The sequence below is a fragment of the Roseateles sp. P5_E8 genome (assembly GCF_054177665.1).
The window spans coordinates 25,173-36,559 of the sequence record NZ_JBGCUM010000051.1 but is presented as its reverse complement, the minus strand read 5'-3'; the positions used below and the strand labels follow the sequence as shown (position 1 = coordinate 36,559).

Below are 11,387 nucleotides of genomic sequence, written 5' to 3'. Positions count from 1 at the left end.
GGTCGCCCGCCTGCCCGCCCGCGACGACGCCCGCACCGCCGCCCGCGCGCTGGCCGACGCCGCGCAGAGCGGCCGCGCGCAGACGGCCTGGCGCGTCGAGCAAAAGCGCCAGAGCGCGCCCATGCCGGCCCGCGTGCAGGACGTGTTCATGCGCCCCGGCGAATGGGTGGCCGCCGGCCAGCCGGTGCTGGCCCTGCTGCCGCCGGCCAACCGCAAGGCGCGCTTCTACGTGCCGCAGTCGGCGGTGGGCGGACTCAAGCTGGACGCGGCCGTCAACCTGCGCTGCGACGGCTGCGGTGCGGCCATCCCGGCGCGCATCAGCTTCATCGCTGCCGGGCCGGAGTACACGCCGCCGGTCATCTACTCCAACCAGCAGCGCGACAAGCTGGTCTTCCTCGTCGAGGCGCGGCCGGTGAAGGCCGAGGACGCGGAGCGGCTGCATCCCGGGCAGCCGCTCGATGTGACGCCATGAGCGATCTCGCCATCGATGTACGAGGGCTGAGCAAGTCCTACAGCGGCCGCAAGGTCGTCGACGGCGTCGACATGCAGGTCGCCAGCGGCCGCATCGTCGGCTTCCTGGGCCCCAACGGCAGTGGCAAGACGACGTCGCTGCGCATGCTCTGCGGCCTGCTCACGCCCGATGCCGGCGAGGGTCAGGTGCTGGGGCTGGACTTCCGCCGCCAGGCCACCGAGGTCAAGCGCCAGGTGGGCTATATGACGCAGAAGTTCGGCCTCTACGAAGACCTGTCCATCCGCGAGAACCTGGACTTCATCGCGCGGCTGTTCTCCATGCCGAACCGGCGCGCGGCCGTGGACGGCGCGCTGGAGCGGCTGGGCTTGAAGACGCGCGAGAAGCAGCTGGCCGGCGCCTTGTCGGGCGGCTGGAAGCAGCGCCTGGCCCTGGCCGCCTGCCTGCTGCACCAGCCGCGCCTGCTGCTGCTGGACGARCCCACGGCTGGCGTCGACCCCAAGGCGCGGCGCGAGTTCTGGGACCAGATCCACCAGCTCGCGCAGGAGGGCATCACCGTGCTCGTCTCCACCCACTACATGGACGAGGCCGAGCGCTGCGACGAGCTGGTCTATATCGCCTACGGCCGCGTGCTGGCGCGCGGCTCGGCAGCGGCCATCGTCAAGGAAGCCGCCGCGAAGGATCTGGAAGACGCCTTCGTCAAGCTCGTCGACCAAGCCACCGACAACTTCGCCGAGGCCTGACGCTGATGCAAGCCCTGGCCCGCACATTCGCCATCGCGCTGAAGGAGGTGCAGCAGATGCTGCGCGACCGCCTGACGTTTGCGATGGCGGTGGGCGTGCCCATCATGCAGCTGGTGCTGTTCGGCTACGCGATCAACACCGACCCCAAAGGGCTGCCCACAGCCATCGTGGCGCAGGACACCAGTCCGATGGCGCGCAGCCTGGTCGCGGCGCTGCAGACCAGCGGCTACTTCCATGTCGTCGAGAGCGGCCTGGATGTGCCAATGAGCGAAACGCGCGGCGACGCGCTGCTGCAAAGCGGCGACATCCAGTTCCTCGTCGTCGTGCCGGCCGACTTCGGCGCCCGCGTCGTGCGCGGCGAGAAGCCGGCCGTGCTCATCGCCGCCGACGCGACCGACCCCTCGGCCGGTGGCAACGCCATCGCCGCGCTGAGCCAGCTGGGCCAGACCGCGCTGACCCGCGACCTGCGCGGCGCGCTGGCCGCGCACGCGCCGCAGCCGCTGCCCTTCGAGGTGCGCATCCAGCGCCGCTACAACCCCGAGGGCTTGTCGCGCTACAACATCGTGCCGGGTCTTGTCGGCACCATCCTGACGATGACGATGGTGATGCTGACGGCACTCGCGATGACGCGCGAACGCGAGCGCGGCACCATGGAGAACCTGCTGGCCACGCCGGTGCGGCCTATCGAGGTCATGGCCGGCAAGATCCTGCCTTACGTCGTGCTCGGCTACGTGCAGCTGGGCGTCATCCTCGGCGCGGCCTTCCTGCTGTTCAAGGTGCCGATGGTGGGCAGCGCGGCGCTGCTGCTGGCGATGATCGGCGTCTTCATGCTGGCCAACCTGGGCGTGGGCTTCACGTTCTCGACGCTGGCGAAGAACCAGTTGCAGGCGCTGCAGTTGACGTTCTTCTTCTTTCTGCCGTCGATGCTGCTGTCGGGCTTCATGTTCCCGTTCCGCGGCATGCCGGGCTGGGCGCAGACGCTGGGCGAGGTGCTGCCGTTGACGCACTTCCTGCGCATCGTGCGCGGCGTCATGCTCAAGGGCTCGGGCGCGGCCGAGCTGCTGCCGGAGGTGTGGCCGATGCTGGCCTTCCTGGCAGTGGCCGCCGGCGTGGCGCTGCTGCGCTACCGGCGCACCCTAGATTGATGGCCGCGTCCGGAAGTACGGCAGCGCGAACAGGTAAAGGCCGGAGAACAGCTGCAGGAACAGCGGCGGCAGCGGTGAATAGGTGATCCACGGCGGCGGCTCGCCAGGCGCCATCGCCCGGGCCACGAAGTTGGCAGCCACGGTCACGGTAAAGACGATGGACAGCCAGCGGTGGCTTTGCCGGGTCCAGTGTTCAAGGGTGCGGTTCATCGGGTCTCCATCGAGTGAGCGCCCAGTGTTGCCGCCGCGCCGCCGCAGCGCTTCTCCGAAACTGCGGTCTTGCAGTTCGCGCCCCTCTCAGGGCCAGTGGCGCTGGAAGACCGGGGCGACGTCCGGATGCTGCTCCACGCGCAGCAGCTGCGCGTAGAACGCGGGCCGCTCGGCCTGCAGATGTGCCCGCGCGCCCGACCACTTGGACACGACCGTGGCCAGCAGCTCCAGCGCGCCGGGCGAGGCAGCGTCGAAGCCGCTCGCGAACTGGTCGGCAAACACCCGCCAATGCTCATGCAGCCGCGCCCGCGTGCCGGCGCGGATCTGCGCCTGCATCACGTCGTCGCAGGGCTCGCACCAGCGCTGCGGGTAGTCGATGACGCTGATGGCCGCATAGCAGTTGGCCGCGATGTAGACCAGGCCCCGGATGGCTCGTGCCCGCGCGCTGGCGTCCGCCGGCAGCAGCAGCCCGGGCGCGGCCGTCAGGCCCAGGTGGATGAGGATGGCCGCGCTCTCCGTCAACACCGTGCCATCGTCCAGCAGCAGCGTCGGGATCTGGCCCAGCGGGTTGACGCGCAACAGCTCGTCCAGGCCCGGGCCGGGGTTCCAGGAAGCGGCGTCGACGCCGGTGCAAGCGAGGCCGGCGCGGGCCAGCGCGGCCTCAATGGCGGCGACCCCGGAACCCTTCGTGCCATACAAAGTCAACATGGTCCTGACCCTTTCATCGAGCGTGCAAAATCGTCTCACATCATGAGCCCCTCGCCCACCCTGCCGCCGTCGCGCCGCACTGCCTTGAAGCCGAGCTTCGGCCGTGTCAGCGTGGGCGTGCAGGGCCGCGTGATGATCTCCATCGCCGAGGGCCCATTCGACGCCGAGCTGATGGCCGCCACCAAGCGCGCCATCGCGCTGGCCGGCAAGCGGCTGCCGGCCGACCGGCGCTTTGCCGACCTGCTGGAGATCCGCGGCAGCCTGGCGATGGATGCCAACGCGCTGGGCGAACTGCGCGCCAGCATCGAGAGCTTCTCCAATCTCGGGCTCGTCGCCATCTCCACCGTCTTCCTCGTGCCTGCGGGCCTGCCGGGCATAGAGCGGCTGCCGGCGCTGATGGACATCTGGCGCAACAGCCGGCCGGTGCGCCGCGCCGACAACTTCGACGCCGCCTGGGCCCTCGTCAACGCCGACCTCAAGGCCGCCGGCCTGCCGCCGCAAGAGCCTCCACCTAGGCCTTGAAGGGCCAAGAGCGCGACTGGGGCCGCAGTTGCTCCCACTGCGCGCCCAGCGCCAGCACGCCGGCATCGTCGAAACGGCGGCCGATGATCTGCAAGCCGATCGGCAAACCAGCTGACGTGTAGCCCGCATTGATGGACAGCGCCGGCTGCTCGCTCATGTTGAAGGGCAGCGTGAAGGCGATGTGCTCGAAGGGCCGTGTCGGGTCGTGCAGCGGGCTGGCCTGGTGGGCCGGGTAGGCGGGCATGGGGCTGACCGGCGACAGCACGAAGTCGAACGGTTCGCAGGCAGCGTTGGCCGCCTCGCGCAGCGCCTGCATCTGGCTGTAGCCGTGAAAGACGGCCGAGCCGTCGTAGCGGGCAGCGGGCGACACCCAGTCGAGGATATAGGGCAGCACCTTCACGAGCCTCTCGGGCGGCAGCACGGAGATGTCCAGCCAGGAGCGCATGCGCCAGAAGCGGTCGATGCCGTCCGCCATGTCGCGCGTCGTGAAGCCGGCCAGCGGCTCGACGATGGCGCCGGCCTGCGCGAAGGCGAGCGCGGCGGCACGAATGGCGGCCTCGACCTCGGGCTGCACGACATCGCCCCAACCGGGGTCGAGCATCAGCCCGATGCGTAAGCCGCGCAGTTCTATGGGGCGAGGCACGACCTGGCCCGGCGGCAACTGCGTCGGGTCGCGTGCGTCCGGCCTCGCGAGGGCGGCAAGCATGAGCGCGGCGTCGGCCACCGTGCGCGTCAGCGGGCCGGCGACGCGGCCGGCATAGCCGGGCTTGATAGGCACGCGGCCATGGCTGGGCTTGAGCCCGACCAGGCCACACCAGCCGGCCGGCAGGCGGATGGAGCCGCCGATGTCGGTGCCCAGGTGCAGCGGGCCGTAACCCGCAGCAGCAGCGGCGGCGGCACCGGCGCTGGAGCCGCCCGGCGTCATGCGCACATCCCAGGGGTTGCGCGCCGGCTCGGCGTAGAGGCTGGACAGGCCCGAGCTGAGCATGCCGTAGTCGGGCATGGTGGTGCGCGCCCAGGCGATGGCGCCGGACTCGCGCAGCCGGGCGGCGGGCGGCGCCTCGAAGCTGGCCACCGCATCGGCCGGCGTGGCGGCCGTGCCCAGGCGGTAGGCCGCGCCGGGCACGGCGATGTTTTCCTTCAGCGTGACGGGCACGCCGTCCAGCGGCAGCGCGGTGCCGGCGCGCCAGCGGGCTTCGCTGGCACGGGCGGCGGCGAGGGCTGCGTCGGCGTCGACGGCGCACAGCGCATGCAGTTCGCCTTCGCGCGCTGATGCATGCTCCAGCACGGCCTGCATGACGTCTACAGGCGACAGCTCGCGCCGGGCATAGGCCGCCAGCAGTTCGGCGGCGCCGAGCGCTATCACTTCTTCAGCTGCTGAGCGGCCTTCAGCATCGCGTCGATGTGGCCGTCGGGGTTCATGCTGGCGTGCACGGCGGCGACCTTGCCATCCTTGCCGATCAGGTAGGACACGCGGTCGGCTATCGTGCCGGGCACCATCTTCAGCGCCACGTCGTAGTCCTTGATGACCTTGCCGCCCGCGTCCGCCGCGACGGCGAACTTGCTGCGGCAGGCCTCGACGCTGAACTTCTTCAGCGTATCGATGTCGTCGTTGGACATGCCGATGACCGTGGCGCCCGCGGCCGCGAACCTGTCGGTCGCCTCGGCGAACTGGTGGGCCTCGACCGTGCAGCCGCTGGTGAAGGCCTTGGGATAGAAGTACAGCACCACGGGGCCCTTCTTCAGCGCCTCGGCAAGGTGGAACTTGAAGGGCTGGCCGCCGACGGCGGCGTCGGTCGTGAAGTCGGGCGCCGGCGCGCCGACGTTCAGCGCGGCGTGGGCGCTAGGGATCAGAAAGGCCGCAAGCAGGGCCATCAGCAGTCGGGACATGGTGAACCTCGGTGATCGGGTGGGCGCAGGATAGCCAAGCGGCCCGGCCTGCGCCTGCCGAGGGGTTCAGGGCTGGCGCAACAGGCCGTCGGCCAGCCAGCGCTGCAGCGCGCCGATGACGGCGGGTGCGGCGGCCTCGGCATCGTCAAGCTCCTCGGCAGCGCGTTCGCACAGCAGCGCGAAGGGCGCTTCTTCAGCGACGGCTTGCAAGAGCGCGGCCTCCAGCGGTTCCAGCGAGCGCCAGCGCGTCTCGCCGGCCTGGCGCCAGGTGAGCAGCACATGCTCGTGCGGCACGGGTTCCGGCAGCTCGGGCTGATCCTCGCCAGACTCCGGCTCCCACTCGCGCAGCAGCCGCCAGGCGGGCTCGATGGCGTGGCCCAGGCGCACGCGTTGAGCGCTGGGATGCAGGTGCAGCACCAGGCCGGCCCAGTCGTCGGGGCTGAGCGCGGCGAGCGTGGCCGGGTCCAGCAAGGGCGCTTCGGCGGCGTCGAAGGCGCCACGCAGCGCCCAGTCCATGGCGGCGAAGTCGACCAGGCTGGCGTGCGGCACGAGCTCGTCGCTGGCCTCGGCCATGAAGCCGGCCAGCTCATGGCCGAACCAGCGGATGGACGGGTGGCGGCTGGGCTGCGCGGCGAGGTAGGCGCGGCCCAGCGCGTCGAAGGCTTCGTCGCCCAACGCGCGGGCGAGCACGGTGTAGTTGTCGGTCAGCGCGGCGACGAGGCGAGCGCGGTAGGCCTGGCGGTAGACGTCCAGGCCCAGCGCGAAGTCGCCGGCCAGCAGGCTGCCGGCGTCGGCACCATCGCGGATGGCGGCAGCGAGTTGCTGCTGTTGCTGGAGGACGCTCATGACGCGGCCGCCAGGCGGCGAGCGATGGCCAGCTCGGCCAACAACTCGGGCAGCGGTGGAATGTGGTCGTCGCGCTCGATCATGGTGGGCACGGCGCCGAAGCGCTTCAGCGCGTGTTCATACAACGCCCAGACCTCGGGCCGCACAGGGTGGTCGTGCGTGTCGATGACGATGTCGCCGCGGTCCTCATGGCCGGCGAGGTGGATCTGGGTGACGCACTCGGCGGGGATGGCGTTGAGGTAGTCCAGCGGGTCGAAGCCGTGGTTGCGGCTGGAGACGTAGATGTTGTTGACGTCCAGCAGCAGGCGCGCGCCGGTCTTCGCCAGCAGCTGCGCGATGAAGTCCCACTCGGGCATCTCGTCGGCCGCAAAGCGCACATAGCTGGACACGTTCTCCAGCACCAGCGGCCGGCCCAGCACGTCCTGAACCTGGGCGATGCGCGCCGCCACATGGTCGAGCGCGGCGCGCGTCAGCGGCACGGGCAGCAGGTCGTGCAGCTGGCTATGCGCGTCGGCGCTCCAGCAGAGGTGGTCGGACACCCAGCCGGGCTCCAGCCGGTCGGCCAGCGCCTTCAGCTCGCGCAGATAGGCGAGGTCCAGCGGCGCGGGGCCGGCGACGGACAGCGACACGCCGTGCATGACCAGCGGGTAGTCGGCGCGGATGCGCTCCAGGTGCGCCAGCGGTGGGCCGCCGGGCACCAGGTAGTTCTCGGAAATGATCTCCAGCCAGTCGGGGCGCTGGTCGGCCGCCACGCCCGCCTCAAAGGCCGCGTAGTGCTCGACGCGCAGACCGAGGCCGAAGCCCTGGATTCTTGTCATGTGCGGAAGACGAAAACGCCGCGCCAGGCGATCGTGCCTGGCGCGGCGCGGATGGCTAGTTCAGCCGATTACTTCTCAACCTTACCGCCGGCCTTGGTGCACTCGTCGGCGGTCTTCTTGCTGACCCAGCCCTGGCCCTTGCAGCTGTTGTGGCCCTTGCAGTCGCTCTTGGCGGTCTTGCAGTCGGAGGTGCCTTTGCAGCTGTTCACGCCGGAACACTTGACCATGCCCTCGGCCGCCAGGGCGGTCGTGGGCACGGCGGTGGCGAACAGGGCGGCAGCAGCGGCGGCAATGCCGAGGCCGGTCTTGAGGGATGCGTTCATTTGGAGTCTCCAGAAAAAAAGGAAGTGGTTCAGATCGGGTTCACCACAGGTCGACTCCGGCAATAAAGCCCCGGCATCGACTTGCCAGCGTCTGTCGGGCGTTGCGCCCCGCTCCTTACAGCCGGCTGCCGGATTCTGATGACCCGGCGGTCCGGCCGCAATGCATGGCATTCGTCATGGCCCGGCGCCAAGCTAGAGTCCTGTGGCCTTGGCGCCCCATTCCCTCATGCTGAACACCGAAACCCCGAGCACGCGGCATCCCGACCTGGACACCTACGCCACCCCGGCCCTGCTGGATGCGTTCATCGCCGACCAGGCCGCCGCCGTCGCGGCCGTGCAGGCCGCCGCACCGCAACTCGCCTCCGCCGTGGACGCGGCCCTGCCGCGCATCCGTGCCGGCGGGCGGCTGCTGTACGCAGGTGCGGGCACCTCTGGCCGCCTGGGCGTGCTGGACAGCGTGGAGCTCTACCCCACTTTCTCCTGGCCGCGCGAGCGCGCCGTGGCCATCATTGCCGGCGGCCAGGGCGCGATGTTCGTCGCCGTCGAGGGCGCCGAGGATGACCGTGCGCAAGGCGCCGCCGACCTTTCCGCGCTGAATCCAGGCCCCAACGACGTGGCCCTGCTGCTGGCTGCATCCGGTGGCACGCCCTATGTGCTGGGTGCCATCGAAGCCGCACGCGCGGTCGGCGCGCTGACCATAGGCATCGCCAACAACCCGGGCGCGCCGGTGGCCCAGCAGGCCGAGATCGGCGTCATCCTGGACACCGGCGCCGAGGTCATCTCCGGCAGCACACGGCTCAAGGCCGGCACGGCGCAGAAGATCGCGCTGAACACCTTCTCGTCGGCGCTGATGGTCAAGCTGAACAAGGTCTACGGCAACCTGATGGTGGACCTGAAGGCCACCAACGCGAAGCTGGTGAAGCGGGCGGTGGCGCTGACGGTGCGCGCCAGCGGCGCGAGCGAGGCGGATGCGCAGGCGGCACTGGCGCAGTGCGACCACCATGTGAAGACGGCGCTGGTGATGCTCAAGCGCGGCGTTGGCGCAGCCGAGGCGCGGGCGCTGCTCGACGCCGCAGAGGGCAGCGTCGGCCGCGCCCTGTCTGCATGATCAAGTCCCCTTGGGCCTGGATCCCCAGCCTCTACTTCGCCCAGGGCCTGCCCTATGTGACGGTGATGTCGCTGTCGGTGGTGCTCTACAAGAACCTCGGCATCTCCAACACCGACATTGCCCTCTACACCAGCTGGCTCTACCTGCCCTGGGTGTTGAAGCCCCTGTGGTCGCCGCTGGCCGAGCTGTTCGGCACCAAACGGTCGTGGGTGGCGGTGCTGCAGTTCTTCGTCGGCGCCGCGCTGGCGGGCGTGGCGTTGACGCTGCCCACCGACCGCGCCTTCCAGCTCTCGCTGGCCGTGCTGTGGCTGATGGCGTTTTCGTCGGCCTCGCACGACATCGCCGCCGACGGCTTCTACATGCTGGCCCTGCCGCAGCACAGCCAAGCCGCCTTCGTGGGCGTGCGCTCCACCTTCTACCGGTTGGCCAACATCACCGGCCAGGGTGCCCTCGTCTACCTGGCGGGTGAGCTGACCGAGCGCACGGGCTCGGTCGTCACCGCATGGAGCGGCGTGTTCTGGCTGCTGGCCGGGTTGTTCATCGCGCTGGCGGCCTGGCATGCGGTCGTGCTGCCGCAGCCCGCGGCCGATGTGGCCGGGCCAGGCCGCGCCGCCGCACGCGGGCTGGTGGCCGAGTTCTTCGCCGTGTTCGCCAGCTTCTTCAAGAAGCCCGGCATCCTGGTCACGCTCGGCTTCCTGCTGCTCTATCGCTTCCCCGAGGCGCAGCTGCTGAAGCTCGCCTCGCCCTTCCTGCTGGACCCGGCAGAGCAAGGCGGCCTGGGCCTGTCGACCAAGGAAGTGGGCATCGCCTACGGCACCGTGGGCCTCATCGCGCTGACGCTGGGCGGGCTGTGCGGCGGCTGGGTCATCTCCCGCATCGGGCTCAAGCGCGCGCTGTGGCCGCTGGTGGCCGCCATGCATGTGCCCAACGTCGCCTTCCTGCTGCTGGCCATGACGCACCCGACCAGCCTGGCCGTCATCAGCGGTGCGCTCGCCGTTGAACAGTTCGGTTATGGCCTGGGCTTCACGGCCTACCTGATGTACATGATCCACGTCGCCGACGGTGAAAAGAAGACCGCGCATTACGCGATCTGCACCGGCTTCATGGCCCTGGGCATGATGATTCCCGGCATGTGGAGCGGCTGGCTGCAAGACCAGATCGGCTACGTGCCCTTCTTCATCTGGGTGCTGGCAGCAACGCTGCCCAGCGTGGTGATGGCGGCCCTCATCAAGATCCCCGACGGATTCGGCAAGAAGACGGACGACACGCCATGAAGCGCCGCGACCTGCTGGGCCTGGCCACCGCGCCGCTGCTCGCGGCCTGCGCGACGCCGCCGCTTGATCCGGTGCCCAATCCGGCGCCCGTCGCCGAGGCCACCACGCCCACGCCGCAGCCGTCCGCATCGGCCCCCACGCCCGCCGGCCCGCCACCGCGCGAATGGCGGGCCGCCTGGGTGGCCACCGTCGCCAACATCGACTGGCCCAGCAAGAGAGGCCTGAGCGCCGAGGCCCAGCAGGCCGAGATCCGCAGCCTGTGCGACACGGCCGTCAGCGTCGGCCTCAACGCGCTGATCCTGCAGGTGCGCCCCAGCGCCGACGCCCTCTACGAATCGGCGCTGGAGCCCTGGAGCGAGTTCCTCACCGGCACCCAGGGCCAGCACCCCGGCTACGACCCGCTGGCCGTCTGGCTGGCCGAGGCGCGGCTGCGCGGGCTGGAGCTGCACGCCTGGCTCAACCCCTACCGCGCCCGCTCCAGCACGGCCAAGTCCGCACCCGCCGCCAATCACGTCAGCCGCAGCCAACCCGACTGGGTGAAGCGCTATGGCGACCAGCTCTGGATCGACCCTGGCGAGCCCGCCGCCGCCGAGCACACGCTGGCCGTCGTGCGCGACCTGCTGGCGCGCTACGCCGTCGACGGCATCCACATCGACGACTACTTCTACCCCTACCCGGTTCAGGATGCCGCCAAGGCGGACGTGGACTTCCCCGACGACCCCAGCTGGCAGAAATACCTCGCCAGCGGCGGCAGCCTGGCGCGCGCCGACTGGCGCCGCTACAACGTCAACAGCCTGGTGCAGCGGCTCTACGCCACCGTGCATGAGGTGCGCCCCGGCACACGCGTCGGCATCAGTCCCTTCGGCCTGCCCCGGCCCGACCTGCGCCCGCCCGGCATCACCGGCTTCAGCCAGTACGACAAGCTCTATGCCGACGTGGAACTCTGGCTGCGCGAAGGCTGGCTGGACTACCTCGCGCCGCAGCTCTACTGGCCACGCGCGCAAGCCGCCCAGGCCTTCGAGCCGCTGCTGCAATCCTGGATCGCCTTGAACCCGCTGGGCCGGCCCATCCACCCCGGCTTGTTCACCAGCCGCATCGACGCCACGCCGCAGAGCTGGCTGCCGGACGAGATCGTCGGCCAGATCGCCAGCATCCGCCGCTTGGCGCCCGGCAGTGGCCACATCCACTTCAGCTTGGTGGCGCTGGCGCAGAACCGCAAGGGCATTGCGGACGCACTGCGCACCGGCCCCTACGCCGCACGCTGACGGGCAACTGTCCGGCCCGCGTCCATGGGGGAGGTAACCCTGGATAGGGTACGTGCGGTTTCACCC

13 protein-coding genes and 1 pseudogene are annotated in these 11,387 nt (G+C 70.2%); 7 read left to right on the top strand and 7 right to left on the bottom strand.

Translation table 11 applies throughout. From position 1 onward, the window contains the following. The 3 genes and pseudogenes from ACXRVZ_RS22280 to ACXRVZ_RS22270 form a co-directional block, all read left to right on the top strand. The coding region (locus ACXRVZ_RS22280) for an HlyD family efflux transporter periplasmic adaptor subunit (protein ID WP_458232834.1) at window positions 1–472 on the top strand (472 nt) is incomplete at its 5' end. After that, window positions 469–1,131: pseudogene (gene ccmA, locus ACXRVZ_RS22275) on the top strand (heme ABC exporter ATP-binding protein CcmA); the annotation flags it as partial. The gene ACXRVZ_RS22280 and the pseudogene ccmA, both read left to right, overlap by 4 nt. Window positions 1,132–1,217: 86 nt before the next feature. Then, a complete protein-coding gene (locus ACXRVZ_RS22270; RefSeq protein ID WP_457418538.1) occupies window positions 1,218–2,357 on the top strand; it encodes an ABC transporter permease in 1,140 nt (379 codons plus the stop codon). On the opposite strand, the gene ACXRVZ_RS22265 is transcribed toward ACXRVZ_RS22270, so the two are convergent. Both ACXRVZ_RS22265 and ACXRVZ_RS22260 read right to left on the bottom strand, forming a co-directional pair. Further along, complete coding sequence (locus tag ACXRVZ_RS22265) at window positions 2,349–2,567, bottom strand: hypothetical protein (protein WP_457418536.1); 219 nt, start codon at window positions 2,565–2,567, stop codon at window positions 2,349–2,351. The two genes, ACXRVZ_RS22270 and ACXRVZ_RS22265, sit on opposite strands and share 9 nt — an antisense overlap. An 87-nt stretch (window positions 2,568–2,654) precedes the next feature. Next, a complete protein-coding gene (locus tag ACXRVZ_RS22260; protein ID WP_457418534.1) occupies window positions 2,655–3,275 on the bottom strand; it encodes a glutathione S-transferase N-terminal domain-containing protein in 621 nt (206 codons plus the stop codon). A 42-nt stretch (window positions 3,276–3,317) separates the two neighbouring features. On the opposite strand from ACXRVZ_RS22260, the gene ACXRVZ_RS22255 reads away from it, so the two are divergent. Continuing rightward, complete coding sequence (locus tag ACXRVZ_RS22255; protein WP_457418532.1) at window positions 3,318–3,797, top strand: hypothetical protein; 480 nt, start codon at window positions 3,318–3,320, stop codon at window positions 3,795–3,797. On the opposite strand, the gene ACXRVZ_RS22250 is transcribed toward ACXRVZ_RS22255, so the two are convergent. From ACXRVZ_RS22250 to bufA2, 5 genes are all read right to left on the bottom strand, one after another. Continuing rightward, on the bottom strand, window positions 3,787–5,163 hold the full coding sequence (locus ACXRVZ_RS22250; protein WP_457418530.1) for an amidase: 1,377 nt from the start codon (window positions 5,161–5,163) through the stop codon (window positions 3,787–3,789). The two genes, ACXRVZ_RS22255 and ACXRVZ_RS22250, sit on opposite strands and share 11 nt — an antisense overlap. Then, window positions 5,160–5,687 (bottom strand): peroxiredoxin, encoded by a 528-nt coding sequence (locus tag ACXRVZ_RS22245; protein ID WP_457418528.1) that lies wholly within the window; start codon window positions 5,685–5,687, stop codon window positions 5,160–5,162. Before ACXRVZ_RS22245 ends, ACXRVZ_RS22250 begins: the two co-directional genes overlap by 4 nt. 66 nt (window positions 5,688–5,753) lie before the next feature. Continuing rightward, window positions 5,754–6,533 (bottom strand): HvfC/BufC family peptide modification chaperone, encoded by a 780-nt coding sequence (locus ACXRVZ_RS22240; protein WP_457418526.1) that lies wholly within the window; start codon window positions 6,531–6,533, stop codon window positions 5,754–5,756. Then, window positions 6,530–7,351 (bottom strand): MNIO family bufferin maturase, encoded by an 822-nt coding sequence (bufB, locus tag ACXRVZ_RS22235; protein WP_457418524.1) that lies wholly within the window; start codon window positions 7,349–7,351, stop codon window positions 6,530–6,532. Before bufB ends, ACXRVZ_RS22240 begins: the two co-directional genes overlap by 4 nt. Window positions 7,352–7,419: 68 nt before the next feature. Further along, window positions 7,420–7,674: a BufA2 family periplasmic bufferin-type metallophore gene (bufA2, locus tag ACXRVZ_RS22230; protein WP_457418522.1), complete on the bottom strand. Its 255-nt coding sequence runs from the start codon at window positions 7,672–7,674 to the stop codon at window positions 7,420–7,422. Window positions 7,675–7,900: 226 nt separating this feature from the next. Here bufA2 and ACXRVZ_RS22225 point away from each other — a divergent pair, with 226 nt between their 5' ends. From ACXRVZ_RS22225 to ACXRVZ_RS22215, 3 genes are read left to right on the top strand one after another with little or no spacing between them, the layout of a single operon-like run. Further along, window positions 7,901–8,782: an N-acetylmuramic acid 6-phosphate etherase gene (locus ACXRVZ_RS22225; RefSeq protein ID WP_457418520.1), complete on the top strand. Its 882-nt coding sequence runs from the start codon at window positions 7,901–7,903 to the stop codon at window positions 8,780–8,782. Continuing rightward, entirely contained in the window at window positions 8,779–10,056 is a 1,278-nt protein-coding gene (locus ACXRVZ_RS22220; RefSeq protein ID WP_457418518.1) for an MFS transporter, read from the top strand. Before ACXRVZ_RS22225 ends, ACXRVZ_RS22220 begins: the two co-directional genes overlap by 4 nt. Next, window positions 10,053–11,321 (top strand): family 10 glycosylhydrolase, encoded by a 1,269-nt coding sequence (locus tag ACXRVZ_RS22215; protein WP_457418516.1) that lies wholly within the window; start codon window positions 10,053–10,055, stop codon window positions 11,319–11,321. The genes ACXRVZ_RS22220 and ACXRVZ_RS22215 overlap by 4 nt, the downstream gene beginning before the upstream one ends. Window positions 11,322–11,387: the final 66 nt, after the last annotated feature.